The organism is Pontibacterium granulatum (assembly GCF_029961155.1).
Taxonomy (GTDB): Bacteria; Pseudomonadota; Gammaproteobacteria; order Pseudomonadales; family Balneatricaceae; genus Pontibacterium; species Pontibacterium granulatum.
This window is the reverse complement of sequence record NZ_JASBRH010000010.1, coordinates 16,277-33,586: the sequence shown is the minus strand read 5'-3', so window position 1 is coordinate 33,586 and position 17,310 is coordinate 16,277. Positions and strand designations below refer to the sequence as shown.

11 protein-coding genes are annotated in these 17,310 nt (G+C 53.3%); 3 read left to right on the top strand and 8 right to left on the bottom strand.

Translation table 11 applies throughout. The annotated features are described in order from the left end of the window. Positions 1-189: 189 nt before the first annotated feature. A complete protein-coding gene (locus tag QKW35_RS11180) occupies positions 190-1,068 on the bottom strand; it encodes a DMT family transporter (protein WP_282353140.1) in 879 nt (292 codons plus the stop codon). A gap of 88 nt (positions 1,069-1,156) precedes the next feature. After that, complete coding sequence (locus tag QKW35_RS11175) at positions 1,157-4,072, bottom strand: insulinase family protein (protein WP_282353138.1); 2,916 nt, start codon at positions 4,070-4,072, stop codon at positions 1,157-1,159. 413 nt (positions 4,073-4,485) lie between these two features. Between QKW35_RS11175 and QKW35_RS11170 the strand changes: the two genes are divergently transcribed. After that, on the top strand, positions 4,486-5,037 hold the full coding sequence (locus tag QKW35_RS11170; RefSeq protein ID WP_282353136.1) for a phasin family protein: 552 nt from the start codon (positions 4,486-4,488) through the stop codon (positions 5,035-5,037). 127 nt (positions 5,038-5,164) lie between these two features. On the opposite strand, the gene QKW35_RS11165 is transcribed toward QKW35_RS11170, so the two are convergent. Further along, entirely contained in the window at positions 5,165-6,388 is a 1,224-nt protein-coding gene (locus tag QKW35_RS11165) for a UbiH/UbiF/VisC/COQ6 family ubiquinone biosynthesis hydroxylase (RefSeq protein ID WP_282353134.1), read from the bottom strand. 272 nt (positions 6,389-6,660) lie between these two features. Here QKW35_RS11165 and QKW35_RS11160 point away from each other — a divergent pair, with 272 nt between their 5' ends. Then, positions 6,661-9,525, top strand: coding sequence for an insulinase family protein (locus tag QKW35_RS11160; RefSeq protein ID WP_282353132.1), 2,865 nt, complete (start codon positions 6,661-6,663; stop codon positions 9,523-9,525). A gap of 94 nt (positions 9,526-9,619) precedes the next feature. Here QKW35_RS11160 and serS read toward each other — a convergent pair whose 3' ends face one another. The 5 genes from serS to QKW35_RS11135 are packed head-to-tail and all read right to left on the bottom strand — an operon-like array spanning position 9,620 to position 16,031. Next, a complete protein-coding gene (gene serS, locus QKW35_RS11155) occupies positions 9,620-10,894 on the bottom strand; it encodes a serine--tRNA ligase (protein WP_282353129.1) in 1,275 nt (424 codons plus the stop codon). A 21-nt stretch (positions 10,895-10,915) separates the two neighbouring features. Beyond that, on the bottom strand, positions 10,916-11,287 hold the full coding sequence (gene crcB, locus QKW35_RS11150) for a fluoride efflux transporter CrcB (protein ID WP_282353127.1): 372 nt from the start codon (positions 11,285-11,287) through the stop codon (positions 10,916-10,918). An 18-nt stretch (positions 11,288-11,305) separates the two neighbouring features. Next, positions 11,306-12,649, bottom strand: coding sequence for a replication-associated recombination protein A (locus QKW35_RS11145; protein ID WP_282353125.1), 1,344 nt, complete (start codon positions 12,647-12,649; stop codon positions 11,306-11,308). Further along, positions 12,649-13,290: an outer membrane lipoprotein periplasmic chaperone LolA gene (gene lolA, locus QKW35_RS11140; protein WP_282353123.1), complete on the bottom strand. Its 642-nt coding sequence runs from the start codon at positions 13,288-13,290 to the stop codon at positions 12,649-12,651. Before lolA ends, QKW35_RS11145 begins: the two co-directional genes overlap by 1 nt. A gap of 14 nt (positions 13,291-13,304) precedes the next feature. After that, positions 13,305-16,031: a DNA translocase FtsK gene (locus QKW35_RS11135; RefSeq protein WP_282353122.1), complete on the bottom strand. Its 2,727-nt coding sequence runs from the start codon at positions 16,029-16,031 to the stop codon at positions 13,305-13,307. Positions 16,032-16,324: 293 nt separating this feature from the next. Between QKW35_RS11135 and trxB the strand changes: the two genes are divergently transcribed. Beyond that, positions 16,325-17,281: a thioredoxin-disulfide reductase gene (gene trxB / locus QKW35_RS11130; protein ID WP_282353120.1), complete on the top strand. Its 957-nt coding sequence runs from the start codon at positions 16,325-16,327 to the stop codon at positions 17,279-17,281. The last annotated feature ends 29 nt before the right edge of the window (positions 17,282-17,310 follow it).

Sequence of the window (17,310 nt, the reverse complement as noted above, 5' to 3'; positions counted from 1 at the left end):
TGCAAGGTGCGCTAGTTGCGATTATCGAATTACGCTATACCCAGACAATCTAAAGGCGCGCTCAGGCAATGTAAACATCCTTTGTCACAAATGTCACATTTACCGCAAATTACGGATAAGAGAATATTGAGAGCCGGTAATCCAATACAATAAATTGCATTGAAATTGGTAAGCTTAATCGGTATTAAGTTACTGCGATGAACTTCCCACGGTTGCTTTGCCCTTCATAGACATCAGCCCCGCTAAAGTGACTACGACAATACCTGCCCAGGTCATCAGCGACATCGCCTCACTCCAAAGCAACCAACCAAACAACGCCGCCAATGCAACCGAGGAATATGTAAATGGCCCTAACTGGCCAGCAGGCGCATAACTGTATCCTTTACTCAACAACAGCTGAGCAAGTGTTGAGGTACCGGCCATCAGGAATAACCAGGCGATCTGTACAGGTGTTGGTGTGACCCAGGCCAGCGCCGCAGGCACAGAGGATATGATCGCGGCAAAGAGCGCAAAGTAGAATACGATCCGTTTGGCGGGCTCCGTTGTGGTCATCTTTCGTACTACAATTTTGGCGAATCCACCCAGCATCGCACCAAACAGCGCAATCAGGACGGCAACATTTAACGTGCCTTCAGTTGGATTCAGAATCAGCATCACGCCGACAAAGCCCACAAGAATTGCCCATTTCACCATTGCGGAGATGCGCTCACCCAGCCACCAAAAGGCTAGGATCGGCATAAAGAATGGGCCTGTCTGTTTTAAGAGCGCAGCTTGCGCCAACGGCAAGTGACCCCAAGAATAAAATAGACAGGTCATAGCGGTCACCCCTACGCCTGCCCGCAGAAAGTGCAGATGGATTTTTTCGGTTTTGACGGCGCCAAGGCCCGCCCTGGCAATCCAGGGCAGCAGCAGGATCAATCCAAACGCATTGCGCGCAAATACAATCACCTCGGTTGGCACTTCGCCGGACAATTGCTTGATAACCATACCGGAGCAGACCAGAAAGAACTCCGACAGTACGATGAGTAAAGCACCCTGATAGACAGGTGAGGATTGAAACACGCCCATTGCATCCCTTCAGAAACAATAAAGCCAGGGACTCCCCCGCCCGACGGAAAGGGGAACTCCTGGCTGGTATAAGACCAGAACGTGGGCTTTATACGCTGATCACTTCGAAATCGCCAGCCGTTTCTTTCGCCGCCGCCTCGCTGGTTACAACAGCGACGCTTGCTTTGGACGGGTCCAGATAGGTCTGCGCAACACGTTTCAGATCATCAAGGGTTACTTGCAGGATACGCGCACGAAAACGCTTACGCTGTTCTGGTGTGCGGCCAAACAGTGAACTGTGGAAGGCCTGTTTTGCTTCGCCAGCCGGTGATCCAGGACGGTCGATGGAACTCACCACCCCCAGAATCGCCTCTTCCAACTTCTGCGGATCATGCTCGGTGTCCAGCAACCACTGCACTGACTTGTCGAAATCGTCCAATGTTTCGGTCAGGCGTGGGTCACGATAGGAGAAGAAACGGAACGCCGCATCAGCGGAATCCTGGCCCGCACCTGATCCGTAAGCACCACCCTGCTCTCGAATCGCACGGTGTAGGTAACCGTTACGCAGGAAATCGCCTAATACCGTCAGGGCCGCGGAGTCTTCATGCTCAACCGTTACAGTCGGGTACGCCTTGGCGCAGAAGTTCACCTGCGTGCTGGTGGTCCAGAGCTGTTTGACAGAACCACGCACTGCCGGTGCGGTAAAGAGATTACCTTCAGCGGACACTTCATCGCCCCAGGTTTCTGCCAGCGTTGCCGCCAACTCGGACTGCTGCTCGCTTTCTGCGACCAGCAGGAACTGACGCGGCGCCACTTTTACCTTTTCGTGAATCGCAACCAGCTTCTCAGACAGCAGCTGAAGTTCGGCTGCATCATTCAGACGGTCATCCAGATCTTTCAGGTAGCGGATGCTCGCCAGTCCACGGGAATTGTGCGCCAGCTGTGCGGCCGGGCTCATCTGGGACAGTGCCGCCATCATCGCCAGGCTGTGACCGTTGCCGGTAATGCTCTGCTCTTTACGCGTACGCTGCTGGGCAACAATCTCGCGAATTCGGTCCAGTTCATCAAAACGCGCCTTGAACAGCGTTTCGTGCAGCAGCGCTGTCATCTCCTGCTGCTTGGAGACCAGTGCTTTACCCGCCAGGGTGAAGTAACCCTTGATCGCCTGCTCATCATCAATCGCACCACGCACGGATGAGTATGCGTGCACACTGCCGGTCACCTGCGCCTGGTATTGCTGGTTCTCCATGTAATCGCGGTCACCACAACCCATTTCGGTCAGAAGATGACTGTACAACGGCAACAGCTGAAGCTCGTCTTCATTCAGCTCGGGCAGATCCATAATGATCTGCTGGTACACCAAACCGTTCGTGCCCTGATTGTACTGGGTCAGCGACAACCGGCTGTCGGACGCATCCGGTTCAGGGATATTCATCTCTGACGGCACATCCGCGATGGTCACTTTCGGCAGGATGCTCTCATCGTCTTCCTGCATCTGGCGTGCTTCCAGATCCGCTGCCTGCTGAATCAGCGCATCGGCTTCTTCATCACTCAGCTTCTGACGAATCACTTCCAGGTTTGCAGCTTCTTTCTGATCACGACGCTGAGCCAGCTCCGCATCGGGACGCAACGTCAGGCGCACACGGTGCGGATTGTCGAGCAACCACTCTTTCACCAGACGCTGAACAAAATCCGGCTCCTTGATCTGCTCATGCAGGGATTCCAGCACCGGATCAAGGTTCAGCAGCGCAATCGCATCACCACGATGAATTGCGGATGGCATCGCCGCCAGAATCAGGTTCAGGCCATACGGGTGACCATCACCGCTGATTTCGCGCTGGATCAATTCAAGCTGGTGCAGCTGTGCTTCAAGCATCTCCTGTGGCACACCCTCTTCCGCCACTTTCTCCAGTACGTCCAGCACCATCTGCTCAAATGCAGCAGCATGTTCCGGTTCACTGCCTTCGATACCACACATAAAGCTCATCTGACGGTTGGAGTCTTCCAGACCACACATTGGCGAAGGCGCTGTACCCAGGTCGGTTGATTCCAGCGCATGACGCAGTGGCGACGCACTGTTATCCAGCAGCACACGGGAGATCAGATGCGCTTTCAGCTGCTCTTCAAGATTGGTAGAGTGGCCCATCAGCCAGCCCATCACATGGTGGGTCTTACCGCTGATATCGTCCTGCTCGTATGCGTACGCCTCTTCCACACGTACCGGTGCGTGGTAGGGTTTCTCTTCGCTGACGGAAATCTCCACGTCAAGCTTGTCGAACTTGGCCAGTGCCCGTTCTTCAAAACGCTGCTGCAGTTCTCGCACAGGCATATTACCAAACGTCATGAAGACCGCGTTGCTCGGGTGGTAGTGCGTTTTGTAGAACGCCACCAGCTCGTCGTAGCTCAGATCGGTAATGCACTCCGGATCACCGCCACTGTTGTAGTGGTATGTTGTGGTTGGGAACAGATGTTTGCTGAGTGTCTGCCACAGTGTGGAGATCGGCGAACTCATCGCACCTTTCATCTCATTCAGCACAACACCTTTGTACTCCAGAGGCGAGTTCTTGTTACCCGCTTCTGAAAACTCAATTCGGTGACCTTCCTGGGCAAAATCCAGAGGATCGAGGCGCGAAAAGAACGCTGCATCCAGATACACATCCAGCAAGTTATTGAAGTCTTTAACGTTCTGACTCGCAAACGGGTATGCCGTCCAGTCACTGCTGGTAAATGCATTCATGAAGGTATTCAGTGAACGGCGCGTCATCATAAAGAATGGATCACGCACCGGATACTGCTCACTGCCACACAACGCGGTGTGCTCGAGAATATGCGCTACACCGGTCGAATCCATTGGGACAGTGCGAAACGCCACCAGAAATACGTTTTCATCGTTATCCGCTGCAATGTGGTAGTGCTTAGCACCCGTCGTGATGTGGGTGTACTCAGCCACCTCCACGCCAAGAGAAGCGATGGTTTCGGCACGGTTGAAAACGAAGCTGGCGTAACAATCCTGTACTTGTTGCATAGAAACTGAAGCCTTATATAGATATCAAAGTAATCTGCTCAACTTTACGCGAGCGACATGGCTTTAGACTGCCACTATTAGCCTGATTGTAAAGGTACAACTGCAGGTTTCAAAAAACTGTTGCAATTAAGTCCTAGTCTAGAAGACTTCTAGCCTGCCTATGCGGAGCAGTTTGAAAACCACTGCAACGCATCAAAACACCGTTATACATGGTGACAGCTTTTATGGCCCTGCAGGCTGGATAGCGCATCATACTGTTTCATAAGAACTTTTAAGTAGTGATCATTCCAAAAAACAGATTTTGTGCAGCGCACAAATTAACGGTTGACAGGTTATTTTTTAGCCACTATATTGACCTTAATTGCTGCAACGCACAAAAGCTCCCAAACAAGCTTATACCCAAGGTGATAACAATGTACGACCTGATGAACGACGTGAAGGAAAAAATGCAGCCTGCAGTAGATGTGGCTGAAATCAACAAAAAAGCGGCAGAAAAACTGTTTGCACTGCAGTCCGAGTACGTTACCGACTTCGTAAACTCCTGCGTATCTCAGATGAAAGCACTGACCGAAGTGAAAGAGCCGTCTGAAGCTGTAGAGCTGCAGATGACTTACTTCAAACAGCTGGAAACCAAGCTGGCGGAAGTGGCTGAGAAAGAGTACGACGCACTGAACGAAGCAAAAGATCAGATCACCGAAGTAGTAGAGAAAAGCCTGGCTGACCTGCGCGACAACGATTACGTTGCAGAGATGACCAAGTACATGAACGAAGCGTCTGAGACTGTAAACAAGTACGTTGCAGAAGCGACTGAAGCTGTAGCTGAAACGCCAGTAGTTGCTGCAGCTCCTGCTAAGCCGGCGGCTAAAGCTGCTGCGCCTAAGAAAGCACCAGCAAAAACTTCGCGCCGCACTGCTGCGAAGAAAGAAGCTACTGAAGCTACTGAAGCTACTGAAGCTGCAGAGTAATACCGAATGCGCTCTCTGGGGGCCGCCTTGGCCCCCGCTTTTGTTCCACTCTGGCTACTACAGCCTTTATCCCTTTTTCCGGCCTTCGTGGCCGGATTTTTTATGCGTTCCTTTGGGGATACGCGAATCAGAGAATATCCTGCATCTTCGCCAGCGCAGGCAGAGGCCCTTCCAATCCCATTGCAAAACGCATGACTTTGTTCTTCGCAGGCGTCACACGCTCCGCCAATCCCAAACCGATGTTACGCATCACTTTCAGCGGCATGTTGTCATTGCTGAATACCCGGTAGAACAGATCCATTGTCTGCATCATCACCAAGTTGTGGTTGCGACGCTGCCTTTCATACGCTTTAAGCACCGCCAGTGAGGTGATGTCCTTACCACTGCGCTGCGCAAGCAAAAGTGTTTCCGCCAGCGCTGCAGCATCCAGCATGCCGATATTCACGCCCTGACCCGCCAGAGGGTGGATCATATGCGCCGCGTCACCAGCCAGCACCACACCCTCTTTCGCATACTCCAGTGCATGCTGTCGGCGCAACGGGAAGAAACCACGTTCAAGTAGCGTATCGATCTTACCGAGCGATTCAGGAAACGTCTCGGTCAGCTCGGTCATAAACTGGTTCACCGGCAGCGACATCAGGCGCTTGACGTTCTGTGGCGTGTTATACCACACCAGAGACGCGTGCGGCCCCGACAGCGGCAGAAAGGCCAACGGCCCCGTCGCGGTAAACTGCTGCCATGTAATATCCTGTTGCGGGTAATCGGTAATTACGGACGCGACCAGTGCGCTCTGCTCATAGTCCCATTTGCGCACGCCAATACCCGCTGCCTGACGTACCCGTGATTCACCGCCGTCTGCGGCCACCAGCAAACGGCCAATCAATTCGGTACCGTCCTCTAGAGTGACCACACTAGCGCCCGGAGAGTAATCGATCGACACGGTTTTAGCCGGGCAGACCAGATCCACATTATCGAACGCCGCCATCCGTTCCAGCAGTGCGAGCTGGATAATGCGGTTCTCAACAATATGGCCCAGGTAAGGTTCAGAGATATCGTCAGCGACAAACTCGGTTGCCGCACGTTGCTCATCCGATTCCCACACCTTCATTCGGCGGTATGGACAACTACGGCGGGACAAAATGCCCTCCCAGGCCCCCACCATGTCGATGACGTTCTGCGAGGCAACGCTGATCGCGGATACACGCAGATCATGAGGCTGTTCCGGATCAAAACCCTTTGGATACTGATATTCCAGTACCCCAACAGACAAGTCGCTACCACCCAGCGCACAGGCGATGGTTGCACCAACCATGCCTCCACCCACAATCAGAACGTCATACCGTTTGTCCATGGTCTTCCGCCATCACTCTTTTCGAAAATTTTGCGCAAGTATACCCAATACGGCGGGCGGCTGTTCAAGTGATATCGACGCCCATACCGCACAAAAACAACAAAGGATGACTACTGATCATTTATTGGACATATCAATCCAGCTTCAGTAAGCTTAAAAATGATCTGTTTTTTGCTACGTACCGCACCGACAACCTATCGATAGCACCTCGCGCAAGGACCCGACGCCTCTATCCGGGTTCTCGGTTAACCTGAATTCGCGAGGGGTTTATTATGTTCCCGAAAGGTATGACCCGAAAAAAGCTGGTTAGCTCCGTGCTTCATACATTGGGTATGACCGCACTTGTGTTCATGGGTAAAGCCGCATATGCCGGCATACACAAGAACCCCAACGATCATCGTGAACTGCAAAGTTTTAAGCTGACGAATGACCTCTCGGTACTGCTGATCTCCGACCCCAACGCAGACAAAGCAGCTGCTGCATTAAATATTGCGGTAGGCTCCAATGCTGATCCAGAAGGCCGCCAAGGCCTTGCCCATTTCCTGGAACACATGTTGTTTCTGGGTACACAAAAGTATCCGGATGCGGGTGGATACAAAGCCTTTATTCAGTCCCACGGCGGTAAGCTCAATGCCTACACCGCCCACGAAAACACCAACTACTACTTTGATGTCGCATCAGACAGTCTGGAGCCTGCGCTGGATCGCTTTGCGCAGTTCTTCATTGCGCCGCTGCTCGATGAAAAATATGTAGAGCGGGAACGCTACGCAGTGCACTCAGAGTTCAAATCCAAGGTGCGCGATGACAACCGCCGTTCCAGCGCCGCCACCAAAGCAGTGATGAACCCATCACACCAGTACAGTAACTTCAGCGTGGGTACGTTAAAAACGTTGAGCGGTGATGTGAGGGACGACCTTGTCGAGTTCTACAACGAATACTACTCTTCCAACCTGATGACATTGGTTGTGGAGGGTAAAGAATCGATCGCCGAACTTAAAAAAATGGTAACGGAGAAGTTCAGCGCTATTCCTAACCATCATACCCAACCGGTGAGTGTAAAACGTCCGTTGTTCGAAGCCGGTACACTGCCCGCTCATCTGCACATCAAAACCATCAAAGACAACAACGCGATTACCCTGACGTTCCCGGTAAACAGCGTTCGTGATGCCTGGCAGGAGAAACCACTGGCCTATATCTCTGACCTGGTAGGTTATGAAGGACATGGCAGCTTACTGGCACACTTGAAAGAACAAGGTTACGCCACCGGACTGAGCACCTCCCTTGGCATCGACCTGAAAGACCAGGCGGCCTTCAAAGTAAATGTCACACTCACCGATAAGGGACTTAAACATCAAAGCGAGGTGATTGAGTCATTCTTCGCCTACCTTGAAACAATTCGCGATGAGGGCATACAGCAGTCGCTCTACGATGAACAGAAACGTCTGCGCGACGTTGCATTCAAGTTCCAACCAGCAACCAGCCCGATCAAAGAGGTCAGTCACCTGGCCGCGATGATGCAGCGCTATCCGATTGAGCACGTGTTCGACGCCCCGTTCGTAATGGAGCACTTCGACAAAGAGAAGATTAAGTCCTATCTCGATCAGCTAACCCCCGACAACATGCTGATCACCACCCAGTCTCCGAAAATCAAAACCAACCGCCTCGACCCCTGGTACAACACCGGCTACCGTATCGACTCATTAAGCGACCAGGAACTCGAGCGTTGGCGCAGCCCAAGATCGATTGCCGAGCTGGATGTACGAAGCCAGAACCCATTTATCGCCAAAAACCTGGATATTAAACCTATACCCAGTGACTACGATCTGACGGCACCGGAAGTCGTCTTCGAGCGTAACGGCATGACTCTTTGGCACCTACAAGATAAAGACTTTAATACCCCGAAAGCCGATACCTACTTTTCAGTCGCCACGCCTCACGCCAATCAGAGTGTCGAGCAGGCGATCATGACTTCGCTGTATACCCAGTTAGTAACTGATCGCTTAAATGAGACCCTGTACGACGCAGAGCTGGCCGGTCTGTCCAGCCGCATTTATAGCCACATCCGTGGTTTCAGTGTCCGCGTTTCCGGTTTCAGCGATAAGCAGCCTTTGTTGCTAGGGATCATCAGCCGCTCATTGAAAGAAGCCAAATTCGACGAGCAGCGCTTTGGCATGCTGAAAGACAAGTACCGTAGCCAACTGCTCAACAGCAACAAAGACCGCCCGTATAACCAGACCATGCGCGAAGTTTTCCGTTTGCTGATGCCCCAGTGGAGCGTGGAGGAGAAAGTAGCCGCTTTGGATAACATCACTCTTGAACAGGTCGAGCGTTTCATCCCAAGCCTGTTTGCCGAGAGCAACATCCGCATGATGACCCACGGTAACATCACCACCGATGATGCAATTGAGATGGCTCATATCGTCGAAAGCGAATTCGTACCACTGCAACAGACAACACCTGAAGTAGCAGCACCGGTCGTACGCCTGGGAGATGGCAAACCCCTGGTACAAACGCTCGACATCCGCCATAACGATTCAGCAATCAGCGTTTACTACCAAGGCAAAGACACCAAGGTTGAAACCCACGCCAAGCTCAAGCTACTCAGTGAGCTCATGGCCTCGCCGTTCTACAACGAACTGCGCACCGAAAAACAGCTGGGATACATCGTATTCCAGACCCCCGTCGTTATGGCTAAAACCCCGGGGGTTGCATTTGTCGTTCAAAGCCCGGTGGCCGAACCACAGCTGCTGGAGAATCACATCGAGCAATTTATTGGTGACCTGCGCGGCCATATCGACAATATGTCAGAGGATCAGTTACAACAACTGAAACGCAGCGTAATCAGCAAGGTAATGAAAAAGGATAAAAACCTTACTGCCCGCTCCAACCGCTTCTGGAAAGATATCGATGAAGAGGCACTGGATTTCGACAGCCATACGGAACTTGCCAACGCTGTAGCGTCGCTTACGCTGGAAGACCTGAAAGATTGCTATGAAGGACTAGCCGCACGACAGCTTGTCGTTCGTAGTTTTGGCCAGAAACACAAAGAACAGAATGGAAACAGCGCGGAAGTTCACAAGCGCTGTGATAAGGAGATTCGTAAGCTGAAACAACGTCAGGACTTTGTAGAAGCCTGACCCACCCTCAAACAACGAAAACCCTCGAAACGCCTTCAGCCACAAAAAAGGGTGTCATGTTGACACCCTTTTCTTTTACCTAACGCCGAGCAGATCAGATCTCGGTCACACCGCCCATGTAAGGCTGCAGCGCTTCTGGAATCTGGATCTTGCCGTCTGCAGTCTGGTAGTTCTCCATCACGGCCAGCAGGGTACGTCCCACCGCTAGACCGGAACCATTCAGCGTGTGCAGCAGTTCTGGTTTGCCGGTTTCCGGGTTACGCCAGCGTGCCTGCATACGGCGCGCCTGGAAGTCGGTCATGTTGGATACAGAAGAGATCTCACGGTATTTCTGCTGGCCAGGCAGCCACACTTCCAGATCGTAGGTTTTAGCAGCGCTGAAGCCCAGGTCGCCACCACACAGCGCTACGACACGGTAAGGCAGATGCAGCTTCTGCAGGATTGCTTCAGCGTGACCGGTCATCTCTTCCAGCGCATCCCAGGACTTTGACGGCTCAACCATCTGTACCATCTCAACTTTCTCGAACTGGTGCTGACGGATCATACCGCGCGTGTCGCGTCCCGCAGAACCCGCCTCTGAACGGAAACACGGGGTGTGGCTGGTAAACTTCATCGGCAGTTGCGCCGCATCCACGATTTCGTCGCGAACAATATTGGTTACCGGCACTTCAGCGGTCGGGATCAGGTAGTAGTGACGATCACCAAACGGCAGCTTGAACAGGTCTTCTTCAAACTTTGGCAACTGACCAGTACCACGCAGGGAATCACTGTTTACCATATACGGCACGTACACTTCTTCGTAACCGTGCTCTGCGGTCTGGGTGTCCAGCATCATCTGTGTCAGCGCACGGTGCAGACGCGCCAGCTTGCCCTTCAGCAGCGAGAAGCGGGAGCCGGTAATCTTGGCAGCTGTTTCGAAGTCCAACAGACCATCCTGCTCACCCAGCGCAACGTGATCTTTTGGTTCAAAATCGAACTCACGCGGTGTACCCCAGGTACGTACTTCGACGTTATCGTCTTCGTCTTCACCTTGCGGTACAGAGCTGTCTGGGATATTCGGCACACCGACCAGCAGATCTTCCAAGTTTGCCTGACATTCGTTCAGCCCAGCTTTAGCTGCGTCCAGCTTGCTACCCAGGTCAGCAACTTCTGCCAACAGCGGCTGAATATCTTCACCCGCAGCTTTGGCTTTACCGATACTTTTCGATCGGGTGTTACGTTCACTCTGCAGGTTCTCGGTCTGAACCTGAAGTTCCTTACGCTGATCTTCCAGCGCAACAAACTGTTCTACCGGGAACTCATATCCCTTTTTCTTCAGCAGCTCTGCTACTTCTTCCGGGTTGGAACGTACGATTTTTGGGTCAAGCATGGGACTCAATGCACCTTAGTTTTAAAACAAGCGTGTAAACCACAAACCGCCAGCCAGGGCGGTGATACATAAAATGACGCTTAATAATATATAAATCGCCGCCCACATAACATGCCCTTCGCTAAGCATGGCGACGGTTTCCAGCGAAAACGTAGAAAAAGTTGTGAAAGCGCCCATAAATCCGACCATCAAGAGGGGACGTAACTCCGGATTCCAGTGCTCTTTTTCCAGAATCAGCACAAACAGGACACCCATCAGGAAGGAACCAATCACGTTACACGTCAGCGTTCCAAACTGGATTTTGTGCTCCACGTTATTGAGCATCAGGCTCATACCATAACGCGCCAGTGCACCGAACGCACCGCCGACGGCTACCGCGATTAGGGTTTGCATAGCATCAATCCTTACACACTATTTTTGATAACGCTGCAGCGGACTCTCCGCATCCAGTCCGCGCAGGTATTTCAGCTTTTCAGCGATCTTTATCTCTAACCCACGCTCTTCCGGTACGTACCAGCGCTGGTCGGCCAGTTCCGGAGGCAGGTAGTTTTCACCGGCCGCGTACGCACCCGGTTCGTTGTGGGCATAACGGTACTCAGCGCCATACCCCAGATCTTTCATCAGGGAGGTTGGCGCGTTGCGCAGATGTTCCGGCACATCATAACCCGGTTGCGATGCCACATCTGCACGACACTGGTTGTAGGCCATATAGAGCGCATTACTTTTCGGCGCACAGGCACAGTACACGGCGGCCTGGGCAATCGCTCGCTCCCCTTCAGCCGGTCCCACCCGCTCAAACGCGTCCCAGGCAGACAGTACCACCTGCATTGCGCGCGGGTCGGCATTACCGATATCTTCAGAGGCGATCGCCACCAGGCGGCGGGCAATGTAGAGCGGATCACAGCCGCCATCCAGCATGCGGCAACACCAGTACAGGGCACCATCCGGTGACGAGCCCCGCACTGATTTGTGGAAGGCAGAGATCATGTCGTAATAGAGATCGCCCTGCTTGTCGTAACGACGACCGGTGGAGCGCAGTACTTCCTCCATCACGACATCGTCAACCACCTCACCCTGCTCCGTGGATTGCGCCAGGTCTGAAGCGATCTCAAGCAAATTGAGCGCCCGACGAGCATCACCATCCGCCGCAACGGCAAGTTTGTCCAGCAGCCCATCGGCAATCACCAGATCACGACCGCCCAGACCATGCTGCTCATCCGCCAGTGCCCGATCAATTACACCCCGGATATCCTCAACTTCGAGACTACGCAGGAGGTAAACACGGGCGCGGGACAACAGTGCGTTATTGAGTTCAAACGAGGGATTTTCCGTGGTGGCGCCCACAAAGATAATCGTACCGTCTTCAATGTAGGGCAGGAACGCGTCCTGTTGGGATTTGTTAAAACGATGCACCTCATCCACAAACAGGATGGTCTTACGACCGGACTGCATCTGTACCTGCTTGGCCTGCTCTACGGCGGCCCGGATATCTTTCACCCCAGACAGCACCGCTGACAGCGTCATAAAGTGCGCATCGACGTGGTGGGCAATCAGTTTTGCGAGCGTGGTTTTACCCACCCCTGGCGGCCCCCAGAACAACATCGAGTGTGCAGCGCCCTGCTCCAACGCAGTGCGCAGCGGCTTACCCTTTGCCAAAAGATGTGATTGCCCGGCATAGTCTTCGAGGCTCACCGGGCGCATGCGTGCGGCCAGTGGCTCATAAACCTGCTGCGGGGCACCGAACAAATCGTCCATCAGATTTCACTATCCAGAATCAGGTCAGCCCCTTCCGGCAGCACAAACTGAAATTGATTCGCCGAAAACTCCGGATTGATCTGCTGGTTCTGGAATACGATGGTAGTGCGCTGCCCCAGCGTATCTTCCAACATCAGTTCGGAGATCTTTTCACCTGCGAAAAACAGGCGGATGCGTTTGAAGGTGTTCTGTTCGGTCAACGGTATCAGCTCAAATAACTGACCGCCCAGATCAGACACTTGACCACCGGCGATATTAAACTGCTGCTCCAGCTCCTCTATCTGGCCGTTCAGGATCAGTGCTGGCGCGCTGGTCGTGCCGTTCTGCGCCGGTTTGCGCGTCACCTGCTCCAGATCCGGATCATGCACCCATATATAGGTCCCGTCACCCACGATAATCTGCGGATAGGGTTCATTGCTGGTCCAACGAAACTTGTTGGGCTTGGCGACCTGCAGGCTTCCGGTGGACTCCTGCACACGACCGCCTTGGTCAGCCGAAGCAATCTGTGAAAACTCCGCACTGAAGGTACTGTAACCGTCCAGCAGTGCTTTCAATTTCTCGCTGGCGGTTTCCGCCTGTGCGAACGTTGCCGTACCCGCCGCGCTCACAACCAGAGCGGCGGTAAGACATGCTTTTTTCAAAAAGGTTATCATCATTAATCCCTAACCGGAGGTGGCGCCAATACTTCTCGCTGTCCGTTGCTACCCGCCGAGCTAACCACACCTGCCGCTTCCATCGCTTCGATCATACGTGCAGATCGGTTGTATCCGATTTTCAGCTTACGCTGCACACTGGAGATCGAAGCTTTACGGGTTTCAGTCACAAACGCCACCGCTTCATCATAAAGTGGATCCTGCTCATCATCGAACAGTCCACCTGAACCGGTTATGACTGAGTCACCGCTGTCCGCGTTCAAAATTTCATCCACAAAGTTCGGCGGTCCGACCTTCTTCCAGGCCTCAACCACGCGATGAACCTCGTCATCAGATACAAAGGCACCGTGAACACGGTTTGGAATACTGGTACCGGCAGGCAGGTAGAGCATATCACCCCAGCCCAACAGGTGCTCGGCACCCGCCTGATCCAGGATGGTACGGGAATCGATTTTGGATGATACCTGGAATGCAATTCGGGTCGGGATGTTGGCCTTGATCAGACCGGTGATCACATCCACCGATGGTCGCTGCGTTGCCAAAATCAGGTGAATACCCGCCGCACGTGCTTTCTGCGCGATACGGGCAATCAACTCTTCGACCTTCTTACCAACGATCATCATCATGTCGGCGAACTCATCGACCACCACCACGATGTACGGCAACGGTTTCAGCTCCGGCGCCGGAGAGTCGGCAGGCATACCGTACTCTTCCGGGTTCCAAAGCGGATCTGTCAGAGGGTTACCCTCTTTACGGGCTTTTTCGATCTTGTCATTAAAGCCCGCAATATTACGCACCCCCATCTTCGCCATCAGGCGATAGCGCTCCTCCATCTCTCCCACGCACCAGCGCAAACCTGCCGCGGCATCTTTCATATCGGTAATTACCGGCGTCAGCAGGTGCGGGATACCGTCATAGATGGACAACTCCAGCATCTTTGGATCGACCATCATCAGGCGTACTTCGTCGGGCGTCGCCTTGAACAGCAGACTCAGTAGCATCGCGTTTACACCCACCGACTTACCGGAGCCGGTTGTACCGGCCACCAACAGGTGAGGCATCTTCGCCAGGTTAGCCACCACCGGGTTACCGGCAATGTCGTTACCCAAACCCAGTGTCAGTTTCGACGACGCTTCCAGATACGGCTTTGAGTTAAGCACCTCGCTGAGGCTTACCGTCTGGCGCTCTTCGTTAGGGATCTCGATACCCATCACCGACTTACCGGCGATAACCTCCACAACACGTACGCTGCTCACCGCCATGGAGCGCGCCAGGTCTTTCGCCAGATTGGTGATCTTGCTCGCCTTCACACCCGGTGCAGGCTGGATCTCAAAACGGGTAATTACCGGGCCCGGATTCACCTCAACCACTTCCGCGACCACGTTGAAGTCTTTCAACTTCGCTTCCAGTAACCGCGACATGTGCTCCAGCTGTTCCGGTGAGTAGCCTGCACTCTGGTTCAAGGCGGGTGGATCCAACTGATCCAGCGATGGAATACGCATTTTCGGTCGTGCAGGTCGACTGCTGCCCTGAGCCTCAGGCTCCAGCCCCAGATCTTTGTCCTGCATCGGCTTGTGGGTTTCAGACAACGGCACGATGCGCAGGTTTTTCTGGCCATCCGGGGAGTTCTTGTTCATCAGGCCTGAAGCAGGATCAGACACCGGCGAGTCAACCACCCCGGCTTCAGTTGCCACTTCCTGCACAGGTGCACGCTCCTGTACAGGTTGGATATATTCAGGCTGGCTGTTTGGAGACGGGTCAAACGGCACGTCGTCTTCAACTACAGCGACCGCTTCACGTACCGGCTGACGAACCTGAGCAGCCTGATGTTTAGGTGTTTCGTTAGGCGCTGACGCCTTATCCATCGCGCCAAAACTCGGCTCGATACGCTTAGATTCCTGCCTTTCAATGGCAGCTGAACGATGAGCACTTAGTAACGGGTCATCTTCTGCAACGGCACCCGACATGGTTACCGGAGGTGAATCAGAAGGCTGATGTACAGGAACCTCTGCTTCCGCCCGAACATCGTCGGTGCAGTCCTCATCGTGCTCATCATATTCTTCGTATGCTTCATAGTCGGCATTTTCGCCTCGTCGAGCAGCCAGGGCGCTGGAACGTTCCCGTGCTTTCTCTACGCCGTTCACGACTCCTTTACCGATAAACTCCAGCACACGCCCCCAGGACGCTTCGATAAACAACGTGCAGCCAAAGAGAAACAAGGTAAACAACAGAACCGAGCTGCCCACAACACTGAACAGATCGACAAACTGATCGGAGAGCGCCTCACCCAATAATCCGCCTGCAGAGAATGGCAGTTGCATCTCCCGATTATCGAAATGAGTCGAGGCGATCGCCGCAGCACAGGCAAGCAACAGCAGCGCGCCTACTGAGCGCAAAATAAAATAGGGGACTGCATCCATCAGGCTGACGTTTTTACGCACCAAAAACCGAACGGCCGGCACACAGATCACTACAGGGATCAGATAGGCGGCAATACCCACCGCAGACAAAGACAGATCTGCCAACCACGCCCCCACTTTGCCCGTATAGTTACGGACTTCGGGCTGATAGCCCAGATGGGACCAGCCCGGATCACGCGGGTCATACCCCAACAACGCCAGGATCAAAAACAGGCAGACACCGATGATGACGATCAGTGCCGATTCCTTGAATACACGTGCGAGTAACGACGGAAATTCAAGCAGCTGATCCTTGTCGGTCAAATTCAACAGAAACACTCCACTTTCAAGCTCTTACAACAACACAAGACCATAACATAAAGTAGCACGGTTACGGGAATTCGATCAGGTGGGACAAGAGTCTACGCCGTAGGTTCAAGGGGAAGGTTTTTCCAACCTTGATCACCAAACACACAACACTGAACAAATTATTTACATATTCCTTAAAAGGCTATTAACTCAAAAGAAATCGATCTGAAATAAATTTGCTGTCCAGCCTTGAAAATTTACTTTTCGCCCCTATCCTTTCGCGATAACCCAACCTCTCAGATTTTTGGATGACCATGAGCGAAGTACAACATCACCGTTTGATTATTCTGGGCTCCGGTCCAGCCGGTTACACTGCCGCTGTATACGCTGCACGTGCCAACCTTAACCCTGTCGTTATCACCGGCATGCAGGCTGGTGGCCAGCTGACCACAACTACTGACGTAGACAACTGGCCTGGTGATGTTGACGGCGTTCAGGGCCCTGAACTGATGCAGCGTATGCAGGCTCACGCCGAACGCTTCAACACCCAGGTACTGTTCGACCACATCAGCGAAACCGACCTGAACAACCGCCCATTCCGCCTGAAAGGCGACATGGGTGAATACACCTGTGACGCGCTGATCATCTGTACCGGCGCTTCTGCCCAGTACTTGGGCCTGGAATCTGAGGAAGCGTTTAAAGGGAAAGGCGTATCCGCATGTGCGACCTGTGACGGTTTCTTCTACCGCGGCCAGAAAGTTGCGGTTATCGGCGGCGGCAACACCGCTGTAGAAGAAGCGTTGTACCTGTCCAACATCGCTGCTGAAGTAACCCTGATCCACCGCCGCGACTCCCTGCGTTGTGAGAAGATCTTGCAGGACAAACTGTTCGAGCGCGCCGAGAACGGCAACATCAACATCATCTGGAACCACCAACTGGACGAAGTTCTGGGTGACGAGATGGGTGTTACTGGCATGCGCATCAAAGAGGCCAACAGCGATGCGACTCAGGAGCTGGAACTGTCCGGTATCTTCGTAGCGATTGGCCACAAGCCAAACACCGACATCTTCGAAGGCCAGCTGGACATGAAAGACGGCTACCTGAAGATCCACAGCGGTACTGAAGGCAACGCAACCCAGACGTCTGTTGAGGGTGTATTTGCTGCTGGTGACGTGGCAGACCACATCTACCGTCAGGCGATCACATCCGCAGGCTTCGGCTGCATGGCGGCTCTGGATGCAGAGCGCTTCCTGGATAGTCTGGAGAAGTAAGGAACGGCGGGCGCACGGCGCCCGCTTTT

What these genes read in the sequence shown, in the direction of transcription:
- crcB (WP_282353127.1), bottom strand. Translation starts at nt 11,287, where the DNA reads ATGCAAACCCTAATCGCGGTAGCCGTCGGCGGTGCGTTCGGTGCACTG.
- QKW35_RS11165 (WP_282353134.1), bottom strand. Translation starts at nt 6,388, where the DNA reads ATGGACAAACGGTATGACGTTCTGATTGTGGGTGGAGGCATGGTTGGT.
- trxB (WP_282353120.1), top strand. Translation starts at nt 16,325, where the DNA reads ATGAGCGAAGTACAACATCACCGTTTGATTATTCTGGGCTCCGGTCCA.
- serS (WP_282353129.1), bottom strand. Translation starts at nt 10,894, where the DNA reads ATGCTTGACCCAAAAATCGTACGTTCCAACCCGGAAGAAGTAGCAGAG.
- QKW35_RS11180 (WP_282353140.1), bottom strand. Translation starts at nt 1,068, where the DNA reads ATGGGCGTGTTTCAATCCTCACCTGTCTATCAGGGTGCTTTACTCATC.
- QKW35_RS11170 (WP_282353136.1), top strand. Translation starts at nt 4,486, where the DNA reads ATGTACGACCTGATGAACGACGTGAAGGAAAAAATGCAGCCTGCAGTA.
- QKW35_RS11145 (WP_282353125.1), bottom strand. Translation starts at nt 12,649, where the DNA reads ATGGACGATTTGTTCGGTGCCCCGCAGCAGGTTTATGAGCCACTGGCC.
- QKW35_RS11175 (WP_282353138.1), bottom strand. Translation starts at nt 4,072, where the DNA reads ATGCAACAAGTACAGGATTGTTACGCCAGCTTCGTTTTCAACCGTGCC.
- QKW35_RS11160 (WP_282353132.1), top strand. Translation starts at nt 6,661, where the DNA reads ATGTTCCCGAAAGGTATGACCCGAAAAAAGCTGGTTAGCTCCGTGCTT.